The organism is Rhodonellum psychrophilum GCM71 = DSM 17998 (assembly GCF_000381545.1).
Lineage (GTDB): Bacteria > Bacteroidota > Bacteroidia > Cytophagales > Cyclobacteriaceae > Rhodonellum > Rhodonellum psychrophilum.
The window spans coordinates 13,161-34,775 of record NZ_KB906700.1 but is presented as its reverse complement, the minus strand read 5'-3'; the positions used below and the strand labels follow the sequence as shown (position 1 = coordinate 34,775).

General features: G+C 42.5%; 18 protein-coding genes. 9 read left to right on the top strand and 9 right to left on the bottom strand.

What is annotated here, in order from left to right:
• Both F824_RS26515 and F824_RS0124105 read left to right on the top strand, forming a co-directional pair.
• On the top strand, positions 1-665 hold a 665-nt coding region (locus tag F824_RS26515; protein WP_019600512.1), incomplete at its 5' end, for a DUF4221 family protein.
• Positions 662-1,060 carry a hypothetical protein gene (locus F824_RS0124105; protein WP_019600511.1) on the top strand — a complete coding sequence of 133 codons (399 nt, stop codon included), beginning with the start codon at positions 662-664 and terminating at the stop codon, positions 1,058-1,060. The genes F824_RS26515 and F824_RS0124105, both read left to right, overlap by 4 nt.
• A 237-nt stretch (positions 1,061-1,297) precedes the next feature.
• Here F824_RS0124105 and F824_RS0124100 read toward each other — a convergent pair whose 3' ends face one another.
• The 9 genes from F824_RS0124100 to F824_RS0124055 all read right to left on the bottom strand — a co-directional run bounded on the left by F824_RS0124100 (position 1,298) and on the right by F824_RS0124055 (position 10,700).
• Positions 1,298-1,936: a DUF2911 domain-containing protein gene (locus F824_RS0124100; protein ID WP_019600510.1), complete on the bottom strand. Its 639-nt coding sequence runs from the start codon at positions 1,934-1,936 to the stop codon at positions 1,298-1,300.
• 75 nt (positions 1,937-2,011) lie between these two features.
• Complete coding sequence (locus F824_RS0124095) at positions 2,012-2,827, bottom strand: enoyl-ACP reductase FabI (RefSeq protein WP_019600509.1); 816 nt, start codon at positions 2,825-2,827, stop codon at positions 2,012-2,014.
• 182 nt (positions 2,828-3,009) lie between these two features.
• Positions 3,010-4,662, bottom strand: a complete 1,653-nt coding sequence (recN, locus tag F824_RS0124085; RefSeq protein ID WP_019600507.1) for a DNA repair protein RecN — start codon at positions 4,660-4,662, stop codon at positions 3,010-3,012.
• A 39-nt stretch (positions 4,663-4,701) separates the two neighbouring features.
• Complete coding sequence (gene porD, locus F824_RS0124080) at positions 4,702-5,604, bottom strand: type IX secretion system protein PorD (protein ID WP_019600506.1); 903 nt, start codon at positions 5,602-5,604, stop codon at positions 4,702-4,704.
• Positions 5,605-5,644: 40 nt separating this feature from the next.
• Entirely contained in the window at positions 5,645-6,853 is a 1,209-nt protein-coding gene (gene coaBC / locus F824_RS0124075) for a bifunctional phosphopantothenoylcysteine decarboxylase/phosphopantothenate--cysteine ligase CoaBC (protein ID WP_019600505.1), read from the bottom strand.
• Positions 6,850-7,167, bottom strand: coding sequence for a DNA-directed RNA polymerase subunit omega (locus F824_RS0124070; RefSeq protein ID WP_019600504.1), 318 nt, complete (start codon positions 7,165-7,167; stop codon positions 6,850-6,852). Before F824_RS0124070 ends, coaBC begins: the two co-directional genes overlap by 4 nt.
• 7 nt (positions 7,168-7,174) lie before the next feature.
• Complete coding sequence (locus F824_RS0124065; protein ID WP_019600503.1) at positions 7,175-8,107, bottom strand: outer membrane protein assembly factor BamD; 933 nt, start codon at positions 8,105-8,107, stop codon at positions 7,175-7,177.
• Positions 8,108-8,177: 70 nt separating this feature from the next.
• A complete protein-coding gene (locus tag F824_RS0124060) occupies positions 8,178-8,891 on the bottom strand; it encodes a T9SS type A sorting domain-containing protein (protein WP_019600502.1) in 714 nt (237 codons plus the stop codon).
• Positions 8,892-9,083: 192 nt separating this feature from the next.
• Complete coding sequence (locus tag F824_RS0124055) at positions 9,084-10,700, bottom strand: OstA-like protein (protein WP_026333902.1); 1,617 nt, start codon at positions 10,698-10,700, stop codon at positions 9,084-9,086.
• A 49-nt stretch (positions 10,701-10,749) separates the two neighbouring features.
• Here F824_RS0124055 and tilS point away from each other — a divergent pair, with 49 nt between their 5' ends.
• The 7 genes from tilS to F824_RS0124015 all read left to right on the top strand — a co-directional run bounded on the left by tilS (position 10,750) and on the right by F824_RS0124015 (position 21,611).
• Entirely contained in the window at positions 10,750-12,066 is a 1,317-nt protein-coding gene (gene tilS, locus F824_RS0124050) for a tRNA lysidine(34) synthetase TilS (RefSeq protein ID WP_019600500.1), read from the top strand.
• Between the two features lies 1 nt (position 12,067).
• Positions 12,068-12,589, top strand: coding sequence for a Crp/Fnr family transcriptional regulator (locus tag F824_RS0124045; RefSeq protein WP_019600499.1), 522 nt, complete (start codon positions 12,068-12,070; stop codon positions 12,587-12,589).
• A gap of 293 nt (positions 12,590-12,882) precedes the next feature.
• Complete coding sequence (gene mdh, locus F824_RS0124035; RefSeq protein WP_019600497.1) at positions 12,883-13,821, top strand: malate dehydrogenase; 939 nt, start codon at positions 12,883-12,885, stop codon at positions 13,819-13,821.
• 110 nt (positions 13,822-13,931) lie between these two features.
• The gene (locus tag F824_RS0124030) at positions 13,932-16,658 is read left to right on the top strand and encodes a hypothetical protein (protein WP_139189925.1); all 2,727 of its coding nucleotides are present in this window, start codon (positions 13,932-13,934) and stop codon (positions 16,656-16,658) included.
• A gap of 267 nt (positions 16,659-16,925) precedes the next feature.
• Positions 16,926-17,612 (top strand): LytR/AlgR family response regulator transcription factor, encoded by a 687-nt coding sequence (locus F824_RS0124025; protein ID WP_019600495.1) that lies wholly within the window; start codon positions 16,926-16,928, stop codon positions 17,610-17,612.
• Positions 17,613-17,717: 105 nt separating this feature from the next.
• Entirely contained in the window at positions 17,718-19,760 is a 2,043-nt protein-coding gene (locus F824_RS0124020; RefSeq protein ID WP_019600494.1) for an LruC domain-containing protein, read from the top strand.
• Positions 19,761-19,922: 162 nt separating this feature from the next.
• Positions 19,923-21,611 carry a mechanosensitive ion channel family protein gene (locus F824_RS0124015; RefSeq protein WP_019600493.1) on the top strand — a complete coding sequence of 563 codons (1,689 nt, stop codon included), beginning with the start codon at positions 19,923-19,925 and terminating at the stop codon, positions 21,609-21,611.
• Positions 21,612-21,615 lie beyond the last annotated feature (4 nt).

The following is a 21,615-nucleotide window of genomic DNA, read 5'->3' as shown; positions in this document are numbered from 1 at the left end:
AGATTTTTATTGCAGGAGCCCCTAATTTTGATGCCCGTTTCCCTGATGGTACCTACACCAAAACCTTACTCAATTCCTATTCTCTCCAGACAGAAGAGATCACACCCTTGCTTGGTTATCCTGAGAAGATGCAAGGTAAGATATGGGGAGAGTTTTTTGATATGGTTTCTTCAGATTATAGCCAAGAGGAGGGTTTTTTTGTGCACAGCTATGCGGCAGATGAGCGGGTTTACATCACGGATCAAGCGATGCATGTCCTCCATGATTTTGAAGCCTTTCCGAAGGGCTATAAAAATGTCCCGCCCTTAACCGTAAAAGAAATTGAAAGCACTGATGCTCTTTCATCTCATTGGCAGGACAATGATTTATTCGGATCTGTCCACTGGGATCCTTACAGGAAACTGATCTACAGGATCATGGAAGAGCCCAATGTGAACTACAACAAGGATATGCTTCGAGATCCTCTCGAAAGAGCGAGGAATATGGTGGTGATGGCCTTTGATGCGAAGCAAGATTATCGAAAGGTGGCGGAGATGCGTCTGAAAAAATCAGAAAAGGGCATTTACCTGGACAGGTGTTTTGTCAATGAAAAGGGTTTTAATATTACGTATGTGGTCCTCGAAAATGAGGATAAGTTGTACTTCAAGACATTTTTGGTAGAATGAAAAATATCGTGTTTTTACTTATTTTACAGGGGTTTTTGGCAGTGTCGTGCACTGAAAGATCATCAAAAGATGACCTTACGCTGGTTTATTTGGAGTCAATACTTAAGAAACCACCCCTGATTTCTCAGCGCTACATCATTTTATCCGATTATAGTTGTTTGCCCTGTAGGGAGGCTATTTATCAGGAAATAGAAGATAAATCTTCTCAAGATGTCTATATCATCCTTGCGCTAAGAAATAAAGCAGTTCTTGAAGACAGATTTCATGAGACCATTTTAGAAAAAAGATTCTATTTAGATTCATTAGAAATCAATAAAAAGATGGGGTTTTTTGTCAGTCAAGCCATTCGTGTTTATCATGATGGTGATGGATGGGTAAACGAACAAATCGAATAAAGTTTAAATTCTTGAGGCAAATTGGGTAGCATTTTACTTCTTAATTTATTCCTGGTAATTGATTAATCGCTATGAAAACTCATTTTTGATGTTTAATAGCATGATTTAGAGGTCTAATTTACAGGCTCCTGTCATCTTTAGGGTCGTGCGAAATATATTTCAAAACGGAAAAACAGGCTGGCGGGCAACTCCACTTGCGACAAAAAATAAAAGCTGCCCTTTCGGACAGCTTTGTGATTATTTGATGCTGAATGGCATGCTAACTTTGATTTGATCCCAACTGAGGGAGATAACCCCATCGGCATCTGAGGTCTTTTCTACTTCGTAAGTCAATCGTTGAACTTCATGATCAAGCTCTTTTGGTTGCACAATGATTCTTACTAAATCCTCCACTTCATCATATTCATCCGCCAAATGTTGATCAAAGTTTTTGTTCAGGATCACCGTCCATTCCGAAACTCCCGGTATAGTGAAGAAAGCGTAGGTTCCAGCCTTTACCTCGGTGCCATCGATTACCACATCTTTCGAAAAGGTGACTGCAGTTGCCCAGTGTGAGCCACTTACCCAAACTTGGTCATAAGCGACCAATCCGTTCCAAATCGTTCTTCCCCTTTTTCCAGGAGAGCCATAGTTTATGGTGACCTCAGTCCCTCCAATGCTACCTTTGGCTTCCCTTCTTGCGCTACCCTTGATGGTGTCGTCCACAAGACCAAGGTTTACGCTTTCCGCATAGCCGACCATTTCCAAAAGGTGCTCTTTTTCGAGTTGAGAGATTTCTGTTGTCGGCGCAGTGGTTTCGACTTCTTTTTTCTCAGGATTACAAGCAATAAGAAGTCCTGCCAACGCGCAGGTTGAAATTTTTAAAATGTTGTTCATTTTAGTAAGGGCGTTTTGTTGTAAGCGGGTTCTATTCAAAAAAAGAAGAAGCCTCTCAAAAGAGGCTTCTGAAAATTAAACTTCTTTCAATTTATCCATCATTTCTTCCGAAATCCCGGTGTTGGAATAGCCTCCGTCATGGAAAAGATTTTGCATGGTCACCATTCTGGTAAGATCAGAAAACATCGTGATGATATAATCTGCACAGGATTCCGCGGATGCATTTCCCAAGGGGGACATGGTCTCTGCAAAATTATAGAAGGAATCAAATCCTCCGATTCCTGTTCCGGCAGTGGTTTTGGTCGGTGATTGGGAAATGGTGTTCACCCTTACTTTTTTCAGTTTTCCATAGCGATAGCCGTATCCCCTGGCAATGCTTTCCAACAAGGCTTTGGCATCTGCCATGTCGGTATAAAAAGGATACACGCGCTGCGCAGCAATGTAGGACAGTCCAATAATGGAACCCCATTCTTTCATCACATCCATTTTTTCGGCTACCTGCATCATCTTGTGGAAAGAAACTGCGGAGACATCATAGGATTTCATCGCCCAATCATAATTCAGGTCACCATAAGAGCGGCCTTTTCTGATGTTTGGGGACATGCCGATGGAGTGGAGCAAAAAGTCAAAATCTCCTCCAAGATATTCCTTGGCTTCGGTATATAGTTTTTCAATGTCTTCGAGGGAAGTCGCATCTGCCGGGATCACAATGGTATTGCATTCCTGTGCAAGTTCATTGATGGCGCCCATTCTCATGGCGATCGGGGCATTGGTCAAAACGAACTTGGCACCTTGTTCCTTTGCTTTTAGGGCTGCTTTCCAGGCGATGGAATTTTCGTCCAAAGCGCCAGTGATGATTCCCAGTTTTCCTTTCAGTAAATTCTCAGACATGATATTTCTTTTTTGGTTGGTTCAAATTGAATCGGTAAAAATAAGGAAATTTATGAGGAGTGCATAACCCAAAACCCCTAGGCCATGAATGATCGGTTTTTTGTCTGCAAAAATCATCCTTTACCCTACCTGTAGTCAAAGAAAGTGATTCCCAAGCCCTGTTTTTTTTGATTGATCAATGGCTATTTTTCCAGAAGTTCTCTTGCACTTTCAAAAGCGGTGGCAGAGGGATTTGCACCGGCGATCATTTTTGCGATTTCCGTGATGCGGTCTACCGGATTTAGCAATTTGATCTTGCTGATGGTTTTTTCGGCACTGTTGTCTTTGTAAACAAAATAATGTTGATCCCCTTTGGCGGCTACCTGTGGCAGGTGGCTGATGCAGATGACCTGGTGTTTTCGTGCGATATCCTGCATCATTCTGACCATTTGCAGGGCGACTTCCCCGGAAACGCCCGTATCTATTTCATCGAAAATCAGCGTGGGCAAGGCCATTTTATCCGCCATGATGTATTTGATGGCAAAAATCAATCTTGAAAATTCACCGCCTGAAGCTACCTGTTTCAGGGCTTGGGGCTTGATTCCTTTGTTTGAGGAAAAAAGGATGTCGATTTGGTCAATTCCTCTTTTGGTAGGTACGATGGTTTGGGCGGAAAATTCCACCCGCGCATTTTCCATTCCCAATTGTTCCAGCAATTCTCTGAGCTGATCGCCAAAGGGCTTGAAACCCGACTTTCTTTTCTTGCTCAAGGCTTCGGCTTTGGAAAGGACTGATTTTTCAGAAAACAGCATTTCTTTTTTGAGCTTGGCCAAGGCTTCTTCCAAGTGATCTACCCGAAATGCCTTGTCCGCCAGTTCTTGCTCCAACACGATCAGGGCTTCCACAGAATCCAGTCCGTGCTTCTTCTGCAAGTGATAGATTTTGCTCAACCGATCTCTGACGGTTTCGAGTTTTTCGAAGTCTACTTCGATATTTTGGTCTTCATCTTCGAGGCTTTCGGCGATATCCTTGAGCTCGATGAGTACACTTTGAAAGCGTTCATTGAAAGCGTCAAATTTCTGCGCATACCTCCTCAATTGTTGCAATCCCTGATTGGCCGTCCCAAGCATCTGAATGGCCCCGAATTGATCGTCATTGATGGCAGCCAAAATCTCATTGATCTTGGTCTTGATTTCTTCGGCATTTTCCAGGATTTCCTGCATGCTTTCCAAGTCGGCCTGCTCACCTTCCTGGAGTTTCAGGCTAGAAAGTTCTTCCAATTGGAATTTATTGAAATCAGCCTCTTTGTTCAGTTCCAAGGCGGACTGTGACAGTTTTTCGTAGGCTTTTTTGTTTTGCTGGTAAGCCTTGTATGCCGATTGGTATTCGGTGAGTTCTGCTTGGCATTGGGAAAATGCGTCGATCAAGTCCAATTGATAATCCCCTTCGCCCAAAAGTAAATTGTCATGCTGTGAATGGATGTCCATCAAGGCCTTTCCCAATTCTTTCAGCGTCTCCAGTTTGACAGGCGTGTCGTTGATGAATGCCCGGGATTTGCCTGTGGGGCTGATTTCCCTTCGGATGATACAGGAAATCTCAAAATCCAATTCCTCCAAAGCGAAGAAACTTTCCAAGCCATAATCCTCGATGGAGAATTGGCCTTCGACAATGCATTTTTTGCCGGAATCAAAAAGTGTTTTGGTATCGGCCCTGTTTCCCAACAAAAGACCCATTGCTCCCAACATGATGGATTTTCCTGCACCGGTTTCTCCCGTGATCATGTTGAGGGATTTGCTGGGCTCCATTTCCAAGGAGTGGATTAGGGCATAATTGGTAATGCTGAGGGATTTGAGCATTGAGTTTGTTTTTTACAAGGCAAAGCTAACAATTTGAACTCAACCTTTCAGAAGGTCATTGTATTTTCTGGCATTATTGGGATCAACTTTCAGCAAATACCCTACTGCTTCGGTCCGGATTTCTGCTGATGCCTTCTTTAGGACTTTGGTGATTTCATCGCTTTTTGCATCGATAAAGGCAATGGTGAAAATACTGTTGGGTTGCGCTTGATTGGCATCGGAAACCAACTTGATCGCGGCCAATATGTTTTTATAAGCCTCTTCAGGTTCTCTGAGTATGATGTCCATCCCTCTTCGGTGGTAGAGGTAATACGCTTCCCTGATGGGTGCGAAAACGGAAGAGATATAAATGTCATTGATTAGCCAGTAGCGATTTCTCCTGTCACTCGGATTTTGGCTCCAACCCGGACGAGGGGTTTGTTGTGCATTGTTTACGATAGCATTCGCGATTTCAAAATAGGAATCGCCACCGCGCAAAGCGAAGGAGTCATAATCGATTCCAATGGCCATGTAAGCATAATAGGCCAGGATGGAACTGATATTGTTGAGAAAAGAAAATCGGTTGAATTCCAGGGGTTGCGATTGTAAAAACTCAAAGGACCAATTTCTGTCAATGAAATTAAATACCATACTTTCGTAATTGGTGCCAAAGATGGGTCTTACCGTCTGCACTTGCACCGTGGCATTGTAGAAGCCAACTTGAGGCATGTCATTGATGGTGATGAGCATGTTGCCTTTGATCCTTTCCAAGGACTGAAAATCATCTCCTGTCCAGTTTCGCCCGTTCAAAAATTGCTCGAAACTCACTTTCATGTCTTCAAAAACATCTTTTTCCTGTGTTCTGGCACGGTCGCTGTTGATGATGACGGTAAAATTCAACTCTTGGGCAGAGCTACTGAAGCAATAAAAAAGCAATAAAAAGGAGATTCCTAAAACGCGCATACTTATCTTTTGGAATTTAAAGATAACCATAAATTTGAGTTTAGATCAGGACCGGAAGGCTTTTGATACCCGAAAGGATCAATTCGGCAATCTGGTCTTTTGGCAATACTTTGGAGGTTTGAGGGTTCCCGGTTTTGAAAAATAAGGTCACCTTATTGGTGTCGTGTTTGAATCCGGCGCCTGCATCCTTCATGGAATTGAGCACGATCATGTCAAAATTCTTTTTGGCCAATTTTTCCTTGGCATGAAAAGCCTCGTTTTCGGTCTCCAGCGCAAAACCGACGTGGATCTGATGCGGTAGTTTTTTGTAACCCAAATTCAGGGCAATGTCTATGTTCTTGACCAATTCCAAGGTGAGGGTTTCACCTTGTTTCTTGATTTTTTCGACGGCTGCAATTTTTGGGGAATAATCGGCAACGGCCGCGGCAAAGACACTGATGTCCATCTGGGAATGAAGATTTTCAGCCTTCTGGAACATGTCGCTTGCACTTCTGACGGGATGGATCTGAATGTTTTGGTGGGCGGGTTTCACCGCTCCCTCGCCTAATATCACATGCACTTCCGCTCCTTTTTTGGCAAATGCCAATGCGAGTGCAGCGCCCATTTTTCCACTGGAATGATTACTGATGAACCGCACAGGATCGATGGCCTCTTGTGTTGGTCCTGAGGTGATCATCACTTTTTGCCCAGCGAAGCTTTTTTCGGCAGAGAAATGGGCAATGACCTGATCAAGAATATGCTCGGGCTCCATAAGTCTTCCCTGTCCGGAAAGCCCACTGGCCAACTCACCGTCTTCTGCTTCCAGCACGATATTGCCGAAGGAAATCAATTTATCCAAGTTTGCCTTTACGGAAGGATGTTGGTACATATCCAGATCCATTGCCGGAGCGACCATCACTGGGCACCTGGCGGAAAGATAAGTTGCGGAGAGCAGGTTGTCACAAATGCCATTGGCGCATTTTGCGAGTGTATTTGCACTGATGGGTGCTATCAAAAAAAGATTGGCCCAGAGGCCCAATTCCACATGGTTTGTCCATACCCCCGTTTCTTCCACATGGAATTGGTGGAGAACCGGATTTTTGGAAAGCGTGGACAAGGTAAGGGGTGTAATAAAATCAAGGGCAGAAGTACTCATGACGATGCGTACTTCTGCCCCTTCTTTGACCAGTAACCTGGTGAGATAGGCGGATTTGTAAGCAGCAATACTGCCGGTTACGCCCAAAAGGATTCGCCTACCTTTGAGTCTCATTTATCTGGAGTTTCCTCTACTGGATATCTGAAATAGATCTTTTTTTCCAAGAACTCTTCCATCGCAAGGTTGGTAGGTTTTGGCATTCTTTCGTAAAACTTAGAGATTTCAATTTGCTCTTTGTTTTCGAAAACCTCTTCAAGGTTATCCACAGTGGAGGCAAATTCTGAAAGTTTGTTGTTGAGCTCTTCCTTCATGGTGGAAGCGATTTGTTTTGCTCTTTGGGACACAACAAAAATGGATTCGTACAGATTGTCTGTAGGAGCCGCTATCTTATCCAAGTCTCTTGTGATGATGGAGGGATTGATTGCCATATTTATTTTATTGATTGATTTCAGATTTGTTTTCTTTTTTTTCGCTTTCGGGCGTTTCCGCCTTTTCCTCAGCTTCCTTTTTGGCTTTCGCCAGTTGCTCATTGTAATCTTGTTTCAATTTCTGGTGCGTGGTGAGCTCTTTGGTGGTTGTGATGACCAGACCGTCAATTTTTCCCAGGTATTTACTTTGAGGATATTTTCTTCTGAATTGGTCTGCAAAGCCCAATGCATTTTTTAGTCTTTCTTCTTTTTTGTCAAAAACACTTCTTTCTCCGTAAGCGGAAGATACTTCCACCAATTTGTAAGCCAATTCTTCATTGTACTGGCTGTCAGGATAGGATTTTGCGAAATTCTGAAAATTGATGATACAAGCCCTATAAAAATCACCTGGGTACAATCCAGCGGTCATTTTGAAATAAAGTGAAGATTCCTGATAGGCTTTTTCCTCAAATCTCTTTTGCAGATCATTGATCATGGCAGTAGCTCTTTCGTAGGAATCCGATTCGGGGAACCTGTTGATGAAAAGCTGGATGGCATTTACGGCATCCCTGCTGCTTTTTTGGTCCAGGTTGAAATCCGGTGAATCCAGATAAAGGGAATAGGCATTCATAAACATGGCCTCTTCTGCCAAGGGGCTTCTGTTATACGTCTGATAAAAAGTATTGAAGTAACCAGCGGCCTCTATGTACCTTTTGGTGCGGTAATGACAATAGGCATAATTGAAATCCGCCAATTCCGAACGCTCACTGCCCCGGATCACCGGAAGGACCTTGTCATACAGGATCATGGCTTTGTTGTATTCGCCAGCGGCATAATAATCATTGGCTGCGGTATACAATTCTTCCCAGTTGGTGCTTTTTTCCAGCTTGTAGAATTTGCCACAAGAGGTCAAAGATAAAACTAGGAGAATGGGAATTATATAGAGAGAAAGTTTTTTCATGATTTTTGGAATCGCAAATATAAGGTTTTATTAATTTGTATCAAACCTAGAATGGAGTGCTTTGTAGAAGCTACTTCTTGACAACGAGCTTTTTGGTGACGATATTTTTGTTGTCCACAAATAAAGTGTAAAAATAAACCCCGGGATTTAACTCACTGACGTTGATCACCAAGGTTTTTTGCATGGGGTCCAGTCTGAACTCTCCGATAGGGTTTCCAATAAAACTATTGATGCTTATTTTGGCCAAGGCCGCAGGATTTTTGAATTCATAATCGATATAGGCTACTCTATTGCTCGGATTGGGATAGACTTCACCGATGGAGATGTCTCTGTGGAAAGTGTCATTGCCGTTGGCATTGGGATTTACGGTGTTGTAAACGGCTTCAATGATGAATACATCCCGAAGGTTTGCGGTATTGGTGAAATGCAGGTCAAAATTCCCCCGTGTTTCGGTGATCCCCAAGAAGAACTCAAGATACATGTCCGTGAATATTTCCCCTGGCTGAAGGGTCAATTTTATCTTCGCCAGATCCTTTCTTGGATCAAAGCATTCGTCCCCGATACAAAGTTTGATGTTTTGGGTAGAACCAATATTTCCACGAAGGAATTTGAGCACATATTCCTTGGCCTGATTGCTTTCGTTTTGGAGAATGATGGATTTTCTTTGGGAGGAACCGATCTTTCCCGTAAACTCAATGTTTTCAGAAAGCACACGTATCTGCCTGGCCTCCAAAAATGGAGCGAGCATTAGCAGAAATGCACAGAAGAAAAAGAGGGCTTTCATGTAAAATTTTGTCAATAAGCTGGGAATGTTCGTGTAGGAAATTATTTATTAATACGAATAAATTTACCGATTAGGTTTGTACTTTGGAAGGGTTATGGGTTAAATTTTGTTAATCAATGTAAAATTTTTTCACAAGCCTTTCGTTTGGCTTTTCCCATCGATCAAAAAAGCGGCCGATTGGATTCTTACAGATTATTTTTTTTGTTTTTCCAGCAATGCTTTCTGTATTTCCTCATCCGTTGGGGCAGGAATGACCACATTTGGTTCGTTGAAAAAATCGAAGCGACCTGGGTCTCTTTCTTTTGGCTTTCTCCAGGCATTGATGATCTCCATGGAGGGTTTTTCTTCTTCTCTCCACACAAAGCCTTCTAATTTCTTCAGTTCTTCCTTCATCATATGGGGTGGAGTGAACGATCCTTCGGGTTTGATCAGGTGATTGATTTTGCTGATTTCCCCGTCCGTGAAATACATCAGGATCCTGGCACAAAGCAATTTGTTTACTCCCCTGAGGGTGCTGTCATTAAGAAGGTCAAAATAGAGGGATTCCCCGTTTCCTTCTACATCCAGCTTGCTCATTTTTCCGTCAAGGAAATTCCCGGTCATCCTTCTCCCTTTTATCTGGTTGAAATTATTGAGGGTGTCTTTGGTGATGACAAATGCTTTTTGCTTCAAAAAGGCGGTTTCAATATTCTCGTTTGCGATGACAAAATGGATGCTGTCTGCCGTGATTTGGCTTTTGTTGTTCCAAAGTACAGGGTCCTGATAAAGATGTATGGTGGAATCCGCATAAATATAGGCCATCGAATCGGCCACTCCGTACAGGTCGGCCTTCATCAATTGGACCTTGTTGAAAGCCAGCAAATGCCTTTGTTCTGCCAATTCATGGTCTTGGGAGATCAGGGTGTCGGCGATCATGTACAAGGTGTCCGATTCAAAGTACTTCCGAACCAATGCATTGCCATAGACCTCGCTGTATTTGCGCTCTTCCCAGTATTTTCCTTCTTCCCCAAAAATCTCCACTTCCCTTTCCTTGTTGTAAACGCTGACGTTTACCTTTCCTTCATAATAGTTTTTGCCCTCATCATAATAGAGTGTTTCCGCCGAAACCCTGCTGGTTTCACTTTCTGCATCCCCTTCGTAGAAGGTGAAGATTTTGTTTTCGGTATCGTAAAAACTCCCTTTTTGGGCATTCAATTTATTTCCATCTTTGGAAATGATATTGGTGATGGAGATCGTCTCTGCAGTTTTCGGGATGGTTCTATAAATCAGGTAATCCGTTTTCAAGGTGTAATCCGGGTTGACCAAATCCACCTTGTCGGTAAAGGTGATTTTTTCGAGAGCGGTTTCATATTCCCCATTTTCGCTGGTCAGGACATTGGTGCTGTCCACGACTTTGCCATCATTGAAATAATTGGCAATACCGGTTGCCCGGTTGTAGTCCAGGAAATCAGTGTAAAGCGTAGTGCTTTCATTTTTGAAAACCACCTTGTTTCTCAATTTGGCAACGCGTGTGTTTCCATCATATTCGGCATACCTGCTGGTGGTGGTGACCGGGTCTTTTTGATCGATGATCCTGACGTTTCCAAAAAGCTTTGCCATGTTTTCGGCCCGATAAAAATGTGCGGAATCGCAATAGATAAGGGAATTTTGGTGTTTCATTTTGACATCCCCTATCAATCTTTCAAACCCTCTGGCCCCAAGAAGTACTTCCGCCTGCTGTATTTCCAACATGTTTCCAGCTTGGGCAAAGAGCCCTTGGGGAGAATAGGAAAGGAGGATAAATAAAAGAATAAGGGTGTTTTTGATCATTTGGCTATTTGTCAGCGGCAAAATTAACCAAAAATGGTATTTTTGGTTCATGGTTGACGACTTTATCCGACATATACGTTCAAAAAATCTTTTGGATGCCCACAAACCTTATCTCCTTGCCATCAGCGGTGGAATGGACAGTGTCTGTCTGGGGAATTTGCTGAAGGCTGCCGGAATTGATTTTTCCCTCGCCCATGTCAATTTTCAGCTCAGGGGTCAGGAAAGTCAGGGAGATGAGGCTTTTGTCCGGGAGCTGGCGGAAGAGTGGGGGGTTCCTGTTTTTGTCAATAAAACAAAAGAAGATGATTTCAAAGAGAGAAACCAATCCGTCCAAATGGGTGCCAGGGATTTCCGGTACCAATGGTTTGAGGAGTTGATCAAGGAGCATCATTTTGAGGGAGTGCTTGTTGCCCACCATTTTGAAGATCAGATTGAGACCAAGCTGCTCAATTTATTGAGGGGGACAGGTATCGAAGGGCTTTATGGAATGGCCGATAGAAGGGGCAATATCGTCCGACCACTGCTGCCCTTTCGCCGGGTGGAAATCCAGAAATATCTCGAGGAAAACGGGAAGGTTTGGCGGAATGACAGCAGCAACCTCAAGAATGAATACAAACGAAATTTCCTGAGAAACCAGGTGATCCCTTTGCTTGCTGAAGGGTTTCCGGACGGCTTGTCGGCCATCGATCTCAGCTTTCAGAGACTTAAGGACACAGGAAGGGCCTTTTTTTATTTTTTCGGGGAATGGAAGAAAAATGCGGTCCGTCAGGAAGGAGACCACTTTTATCTCCCTTTGGATGCGATTGAATTCCTCCCAGGCAAGAATTCGATGCTTTATTACTGGCTCAGGGAATACGGCTTCAACTATTCGGATGTGGTTTCGATTATGGAGGGGATCCAAAAAAAGGAGCCTGGCAAAACCTATTTTTCTCAGACCCACTTCATCAACTTGGACAGGGAAATGCTGATCGTGGGCTCGGATGATTTTGAATTGGAACCAATCGATATCCAAGCGACGGACATCCAAATCCGAATCAAAAACCATCATTATGAATTGATCCACCTCCGCGGGGAACATGAGTTGGACAGGGCCAGGGAAAATGCAATGCTGGACATGGACCGCTTGGAATTTCCCCTCACGGTAAGGAAATGGACCTTGGGGGATAAGTTTGTTCCCTTAGGGATGAAAAACGAAAAAAAAATCAGCGATTTATTGATAGATTTGAAGATCCCGCTCATCCACAAAAAAACCGTAACGGTTTTGTGTTCAGGAGATCAAATCGCCTGGGTGATGGGATACAGGATCAGTGACAGGTTTAAATGTGATGCCAATACCAAACGCACTTTATATTTCAAAAAAACATAACATGATCAATCCATTTTCTAAAACTTTCAGCTCGGAAGAATTGGGAGTATTTCAATTTTTGTGTCAAATCAGGTTTTTTGAGAAGTTGAAAGACGTTGAAATGGCGAGTTTTTTCCCAGCCATCCATAACCGCAAATATTTGAAGGACGAGATTGTCTTTTTTAGGAATGATCCCAGCCAAGCACTGTACCTGATCAAATCCGGGACGGTAAACCTCACCCTAGACATCAAAGGCAATTTTGAAATCATCCAGAAAGTCAGAAAGGGGGAGGCATTTGGCGAGAATTCACTCTTGGAAAATTCCAAACGGATCTATACCGCAATGGTGAGTTCGGAAGAGGCGGATTTTATGGTCATTCCCCATTTTTCCATTCAGGAGATTTTCAATACAAATCCAAAAATCAAGGCAAAAATGATGACTTCCCTGTCTGAGTTTTATGACCAAAACAACCAAAGGCTCTTTAAATCCTACCAGAACTCTTTCGGGTTCTTTAATCTGGGAGAGATGTTTGACAAAGGATAAGGAAGTTTTTATCCTCAAATCGTATCTGCACAATGGCCTTGCCCGGAGATCAAATTGGATGATCGGTCAAACAGTTTGTCCGTGGAATGTCATGGCGGAAATCAAAAAAGAATTTGGACCAAAGGCGAAGAAAGGGGAAACTTTCCATCGATTGGTCTAAAAATTACCCTTGCCGTCACATCTTTTTACCTTTTGGCAAGTTATCAAAGGATTGCTTTATTAAATGTCCTTTGTTTAATAACTTAGCATCGCTTTTATAAAACAGTTAAAATTTTAAATATAAATCATAGATTATGACAAAAGTAACCGTAGTTGGAGCAGGAAATGTTGGAGCGACTTGCGCCGATGTTTTGGCTTACAGAGAGATTGCTCAAGAAATTGTTTTGTTGGACATCAAAGAAGGTGTAGCGGAAGGCAAAGCTTTGGACATTTGGCAGAAAGCCCCCATCAACCAGTATGACAGCAGAACTGTAGGAAGTACAAACGATTATTCCAAAACTGCGAATTCGGATGTCATCGTGATCACCTCTGGTCTTCCAAGAAAGCCAGGAATGACCAGAGACGATTTGATTCAAACCAATGCAGGAATCGTGAAAATCGTCACAGAAAGTGTCGTAAAACACTCTCCCAATGCCATCATCATCGTGGTGTCCAATCCTTTGGATGTCATGACATATCAGGCACACATTACTTCCAAACTGCCTAGAAACAAGGTGATTGGAATGGCTGGAATATTGGATACAGCCCGATACAGGGCTTTTATCGCAGAGGAGTTGAATATTTCTCCCAAAGAAATTCAAGCCATCCTTTTGGGTGGACATGGTGATACCATGGTACCATTGCCAAGATATACCACAGTAGCGGGGATTCCCGTGACTGAATTGATCGAAAAATCCAAATTGGATGCGATCATCGAAAGAACAAAATCCGGAGGAGGAGAATTGGTGAAACTGATGGGAACTTCCGCATGGTATGCTCCAGGAGCAGCGGCAGCGCAGATGGTGGAAGCTATTTTGAAAAACCAAAGAAGGGTTTTTCCAGTATGTATCAAACTTGAAGGAGAGTACGGCATCGACGATTGTTACTTGGGAGTACCGGTAATTTTGGGCAAAAACGGTGTTGAAAAAGTGCTTGAACTGGATTTGAATGCTGACGAAAAAGCCCTTTTGGAAGTATCCAGAGGACACGTCAAAGAAGTAATGGCTGTGTTGGACAATTTGGCAAAAGCCTAATTGCAAACGGCATCCAACCTGAAATCCCCGGTTATTTTTAGGGGATTTCAGGTTTTCTTATTTTTTTAGCCCCCGATTGAATTAACTTCCCAAAAAATAAAAGGACAGCAGTGAGCATAATAAAGCAAATCTTAGTCATCGTTTTGGTATTGAGCCTAGGAGCTGCTTCCTACTTCCTGTACAAAGGGGGTTTTTTTACAAAAGAAACAAATGCATTGGAGCTCATTTCGTCCGAAGCTATTTTTGTGTTTGAAACAGAGGAACCCATCAAGGCTTGGAACCAATTGGTCACCCAGCCGATTTGGCAGAGACTTTCCGAATTGCCCTCAATCAAAAATATTCAAGACCAATTGGTCTCTCTGGACAGTTTGGTAGGAAGGTCCGGCAGTTTGGATCGGTCCTTAAAGGGCAACCAAATGGCGATATCCTTACATGCCGTCGGTAGGGACGAGTTTGATTTTTTGTTCACCATCGCATTCAAAAAAGGGGCAGACGAATCCTTTATCAAAGAATTGGAAGAAAATCTTCCTGATTTATCCAAGATTGTCAAAAGAAATTACAGCAACATTGAGATTTTCGAATTTCAAAGCACAAACCTTGAAAGAAACCTGACATATTCCAAAATCGGGAATGTCCTGGTCGCAAGTTATACCTCATTTTTGGTGGAAGAAGCCATCCGTTTTTCACAAGACAACCCCCTGAGCAATTTCAAGGACGAGTACAAGGAATTGTTTTCCGAACTCCCCTCTCCAAAAGGACTAGGCGTCTTTCGACTGAGCAGCAAGGGACTGTCCAATTTGGTCGCGGGAATCAGCAGCGAGGCCCAAATGCCCTTGATCCAGAATTTTTCAAAGAACAAACTGGCGGCAAATCTGGAGCTTAAGTTTGCCGAAAATAAAATTGTCCTTGACGGGATAGCGGTGTTTTTGGATGGTCAAAAGATCGATTTTAAGCCTTTGGCGTCCACTCAGGGACAGTTTTTTAGCAATTACATTTCCAATAGAACCGCAGCATATTTCCAGTACCAAGTCCAAAATGTAGAACAACTCCAACAAATTGAAAATCATGGGTTTCAGCCAAGAAGTACCTTGACTGGTGATATTGAGAAAAACCTGATTGAAAAGGGGTTTATGGAAAATTTGAAGGGACAATTGGCCTACTTGATGTTGGAAACTGTCGGCAACGAGCCCCAGGATCGGGTACTTTTGATCCAGTCCGATCAGGTGGACAAGCAGATTCAGCTGCTGAAGGAATTTAATCTGGGTCTGGAGAAAATTGATTTGTCCCTGATCCCCGTGGATTATTACCAAAACCAAGAAATTTTCATGATTTCTGAGTCAGATTTCCCCGCACATTTGTTTGACGGCAAATTCATGGGCTTTGGAGACACCTACATCACAGGGATGGAAAATATGCTCGTCTTTGCCAACAGCAGTAAATCCCTGAAAATATTCATCGATGATGTATACAGCGACAATACCTGGGGTAAATCCATCGCCCAGCGGCGATTTGTCCAAGGGGTTTCGGGTGCTGCATGGTTTAATTTCGTGATCAATGTGCCACGGATCTGGAACAGCGTCGTCGAAATGAGCCTTCCCAATTGGAAAGTGTTTTTCCAAAAATATGCCCCACAGCTAAAATCCATGGATATGGTGGCCATGAATGTCAGCGGCAAGGACGGTAAAAACGAAGTCAATTTGGCGTTTGGCTACAATTTGGATCCCATTAAATCTGTGCAGAGTGTGGTGCTCACCGAAAACAAATCGGTTCAATTCAGTGACCGACTGCTCTATGGCCCAAAAAGCATCCAGAATTTCAATGACAAAAGTGTGGAGTTTGTCATCCAAGACGAATTGAACAAGCTCTACCTAATCACCTCTGAGGGAGAGGTGGTGTTTTCTCAGGAATTGGACGGGCCCGTCGTTTCGGAAGTTTTCCAGATCGATTATTACAAAAACGGCAAGCTCCAACTGCTTTTTGCCACCAGTGGAAATATTTACGCCATTGATCGCTTCGGCGTTTCCATTCCTGGATTCCCTGTGAATCCAGCCGAAGAAGCCATTACGCACCTCAATCTGGTAGATTACAGCAACAATAAGGACTACCGCTATTTCGTGGCAACCGAAGCGGGAAACCTATTCCTGTTGGATAACCAAGGGAAGGCTTTGGACGGATGGAATCCCAAAAAAGTGAATGGTCCGCTTGCCACCGTCCCGGCACATCACCGAATTGCAGGAGTTGGGGACCAAATGCTTGCGCTCAGCAGCAAAGGTGAACTTTATCTTTTCAACCGAAGGGGAGAAGCACAAATAGGCAGTCCCATTCGACTTGGCGATGCCCTCACCACGGATTATATCCTTCTCGAGAGAGGGAGTGCAAAAGACACTAGAATCGTCACCATCACCAAAGATGGAGAAGTCGTCCAGGTAAATTTCAGGGGAGAACTCACTTACAGAAATCAATTGTTGCGGCCTGATCGCGAAAGCAAGTTCAATTTGGTAAAGGATCAAAACAATGACCGATACCTCTTTGTGGTGCAGGAATACAACAAGGTGACCATCATGGATTCGGAATACAAAGTATTGTTTACCAAGGATATTTCCGCAGAAGAGATGGCATTTCAATTTTTCTCCTTTGGCGGGGACAAAAATCTCTTTGTATTGATTGATAAAACACAGGAGTTTATATATTTATATGATCTCAAGGGAGAGTTGCTCAACGCACAACCCATCGGCGGTACTGGAAAAATAGAAGTAAAATATTCTCCAGCCACAAATGAATACATCATCTACAATGTGGAAGAATTCCGATTTAAAGAGTATAAACTCCCGATTTAGAAAAAAATGAGTAAATCGGATTAAAACCTAAAATTCACCCAGATCATAGGCCATCCTCCATGATTACTTTATTGCCCGTGTGATGCATCAGCAATTCTAATTCAGCCTGAAACTGCCCAAAAATCAGTCTTTGTTTACAATTTTTGACTTCACCCTAATAATAATATGCATTGCTTTTCAATTAGTCAGGTTTTCTTGCAGTTTCAAGCCCCATTGGGAAATCTAATGCCTATCCCGGGTTTAATTTGCGCCAACTAAAATTATTCAATGAATTGTATAATAATAGATGACGATTTATTGTCACGTGAGCTCCTAAGAAAATATATTTCCGAAATCCCAGAATTGGATTTGGTAGGTGTTTGTGGAAGTCCCATGGAAGGCTTGGACCTAACCCGCAATCAAAAAGTTGATTTGATTTTTTTGGATGTGGAAATGCCTGAAAAGAGTGGGATAGAGTTTTTACAGGAGCTGAAGGTTAAGCCGCTTACCATTTTTGTAACTTCTAAACCACAATATGCTTTTGAGGCCTTTGAACAAGATGCCGTTCATTATATTGTCAAACCCATTGATAAACTTAAGTTAAAAAAAGGGGTTCAAAAGGCAATCGGAATGTATGCTGCAGAAAAACCAAACGTCAATGAATCCACACATTTGTTTTCAAAAGAAGATGGAGGGGTTGTCAAGATCAAAATTGAAGATGTTTTGATCATAGAAGCCTCTGCAGATTATATGATTGTGCATACATTGGAAAAGAAACACATTGTACATATCACAATGAAATCCCTGCTGGATAAATTGCCTCGGAAGGATTTTAGCAGAATACACAGGAGCTATGCAGTCAAGCTTAATAAAATTCAAAAAATAGGCAGGAAAAGTGTTTTTGTGAACTACAAAGAATTACCGATGAGCAACACCTATAAAAAAACCCTAATTGGGTTGATTTCTGAAGAGTGAATTCATCAAAATTCATTTGATCGAATAAAATGGGGTGTTTATCGAGAAAAATAAATGAATTAGTTTGAACGCACTATTTTTGTGACTTGAATTTAAAAGAATATTATGGTACTTAGAAAAGGTTATCTACTTGTTTTGATGGTATTGATGGCAATGACGTCCTGTCAAATACATGAAAACCAATCGGACACAAATCCAAACGAAGTGTTAGAAGGCTACTCGGGGATCAAACCACCCGATGGATTTGACTTTTCGACCTCGAAGAATGTGGATTTGGAAATCCGGTCCTTTTTAAGGGTGAATGTCCCACTGGGAAAAATAACCTATTCTATTTATGACGGCAACCCCTTTGACAATGGAAATTTTATTCAATCCATTTATTTGGACAACAATGGCGTAGGAACCACAACTTTGAGCTTGCCTTCCAGTCTGGAGAAAATATGGCTGGCAACCGATTTCATCGGAGCAGTGCCGCTTGTCGTGGTTCCTGTCGTGGGTTCCAAAATCATCCACAAAATAGATGCTTCGAATCCTGAGGCAATTGCTGCCCAGGAAGCGAATTTAAATTCCAGTTACTTGCGGCTTTCATCCGTTACAGAAGACTTTTCCACATTGGGGACTTGGGACAAAAATGGGAGACCCGAATACTTTAGCCAAAGTGATCTGATAAACGCAGAATTTCTTCGTCGTGTAACCGCAAATTTGCCGGAAAGATCAGACGTCAGAAAGCACAATCCCGAAATTCTCAGCAATAAATATAAGAGACAACTTTTTTTAAATGAGGATGCAGAAGTTTGGATCACCTTCGTCCACAATGGGGCAGGGTACAAGAATGCTGTTGGATACTATTATTATAAGAATGGCCAGGAACCAAAAATACCTGCAGACATCAAAAACCTAACAATTATCTATCCCAATATTTCTGCTTTGAAATCTGGAGACAAGGTTAAATTAAAAGGGGATCTGCCTGGTGGTGGTTTTTCCAAAGACACCAATGTGGGTTGGTTTCTCATTGCAGATGGCTGGAAAGGGGTTTTGACAAAGGGGAATGCAGTCATTTATTCACAAGCTGAATTGAATTCCATTGTCAAAGACCCAAACTTGAGAGAGCACATGGTGTTCTTATATGACCAAACCGAAAGGGTGCTGCTTATGGGTTGGGAAGACCTCTTAAGGGACAAAAGCAGTTGTGATCATGATTTCAATGATGTTGTTTTTTATGCCAAGTGGAATCCAATAACAGGTGTCAGTATTGCTGATTATGCACCAGTTGGCAATAATAATTCAAAGGATTCAGATCTTGATGGTGTGGATGATATCTTGGACCTTTATCCAAATGACAAGGATCGCGCATTTGATAACTTCTCACCAGGAAAGGGTGTTTTTGGCACATTGATGTTTGAGGATCTATGGCCAAGTTATGGAGATTTTGACATGAATGATTTGGTGTTGGGGTACAATGTAAAGGAAATAACCAATTCAAATAATCTGATAAAGGAGCTGGAACTGAAAGTGGTCATCAGGGCTACTGGTGCGAACAATAAAAACGGATTTGGGATTGAATTCCCTATTTCGCCCGAGAGTGTGGAAAAAGTAACTGGATACAGACATTCAGAAGGATATATCAAAACACTGTCAAACGGTCTGGAATCGGGCCAAAGAACTTCTTCATTGATTGTTTTTGACAATGCCAACTTCAAAATGCCTGGAATGGCGAATGTTTTTCTTAGTGAAAGGAACCATGATAAGGAAGATACCCTAGTTGTGAAAATGATATTTAAAAACGCATTGAGCAGAAAAGAACTGGGATCATTTCCGTACAACCCCTTTATGATTATTGGGAATGGGGAGAGGGGAAAAGAAGTCCATCTCTTAGGTGGAAAACCTACCGATTTGGCTGATATAAAAATATTCCGAAGCAACAAAGATAGAACGGATCCCAATAGGGGTGTCTATTACAAAAGCGTTGACGGACTCAATTGGGGGCTGTACGTGCCTAAAACGATTAGTCACGTTGTGGAAGGGGTTGACTTTTCAAAAGGCTATCTAAAATTCAGGAATTGGGCAGTTTCAGGCGGTTTGACAAACCAAGATTGGTTTGAAAACAACGGTGAAAACCTTAACAAATCCCTGCTTTACAGCAAATAAATCAATGTACATATCAAACAGGCTGCCCTTCCTTAGGAAGGCAGTCTGTTTTTTTAGAAATCACAAGAGTCCAAGTCGCGTCCTTTATGGGATATGTTTCTGATAAAATTTTTTGTATCCGGCTAGTATATCTATTTTTGTGTTCGAAATACAAAAACGTTTATGATGCTTAATAGTAATTCAATTCTTTTTTCAATTCTTTTTTCAATTCTTTTTTTTTTTATGGTTGCCTTTCCTGGGATGGGGCAAGTCATTCTGGATGAAAACCAGATCCCGGTTGATCCAAAAGAATACCACAATTTAAGTTCGCCCTACAATACAACACTTACCTTTTTTTACAACCTAAGGCCAGACAATTACGAGCCGGAGGCGGCTTCAAAGTCGCTTTCCCTCTCTTCCAAAGAAAAGGCGGAAGCGGTAAAATTAACCATTAAATTGAAACAGATTTTTGACGGAAAGGGGATTTATGTCAGGCTGAACGAGGTCCCCAATGAGCCGAATTACCTAGACTCTCTCAAGAATAATCAGGCAAGATATTTTTTTGATGCCAAGCGCCTTCCCAGCATTTATTTGGAGAAAAAAGGTAGAGAATGGAAATTCAGTGCTTTCTCCGTTTCACAGATCAACGAACTGCATCAGGAAACCTATCCTTTCGGGACGGGAAAATTATTGAATCTATTGCCCAAGCTGGGCAATCAGGTTTACTTTGGCCTTCAATTCTGGCAACTGGCGGGTATTTTGATTCTGATATTGATGCTTTTTGTTTTCCATAAAGTGATTACTTTTTTGGTGGACAGAGGGCTATTGCATTTCCTCGAGCGCTTCAATTATGGTGAAACCGGAGAGAAATATTTGCTTCCCTTGGCCAGGATCACAAGTATTTACTTTGTTGTCATGCTGCTATCGCTTTTTATCAGGCTGCTGCAGTTGCCGATAGAGGTGGTCTCTTGGATTACCATGCTGATCAGTGCCGCAAAACCGTTCATCATTACCCTTGTGTTTTACAAAATCGTGGGAATCGTGGCAGTTTATTTCGCCAGGCTTGCCAGTAAAACAGATTCTACACTGGATGACCAATTGGTTCCTCTGGTAAGAAAAACGATGAAGGCCTTTGTGCTCATCGTAGGAACACTCTATATTTTAAAGGAAGGCCTGGAGATTGACATATTGCCATTTTTGACCGGTCTTTCGATCGGGGGTTTGGCTTTTGCTTTGGCCGCCCAGGATACGATCAAAAACTTCTTTGGGTCCATTATGATCTTTATCGACAAACCCTTTCAAGTCGGAGATTGGATTACAAGTGGTGATGTGGATGGGACGGTTGAGGAAGTCGGTTTTCGCTCCACCAGGGTAAGGACATTCAGGAATTCGGTAACCTATATTCCCAATGGAAAAATCGCGGATGCCACCATTGACAATCACGGTCTCCGACAGTACAGGCGCTTCTACACGACCCTCACCATTACCTATGATACACCGCCGGAATTGGTGGAGGCTTTTGTGAATGGACTGAGGGAAATCGTGATCGCCCATCCGGATACACGGAAGGAGAACTTCAATATTTACTTCAATAATTTGTCAGCGTATAGCCTCGATGTGATGTTCTACGTGTTTTTCCGTGTCCCGGATTGGGCCGCCGAATTGCAGGCAAGGCATGAATTGTTGATCAGGATTTTGAAATTGGCCAATGAACTTGGGGTAAGGTTTGCCTTCCCAACGCAGACGTTGCATATGGAAACTTTCCCCGAAAAGAAATCCATGGTGCCTGAATATGCCCAAGATGCGGCTGGTTACCAATTGAAACTTCAGGAATTCATGAAGACCGAGTTCAATAAGAAGGATTTGGACTAAGGAA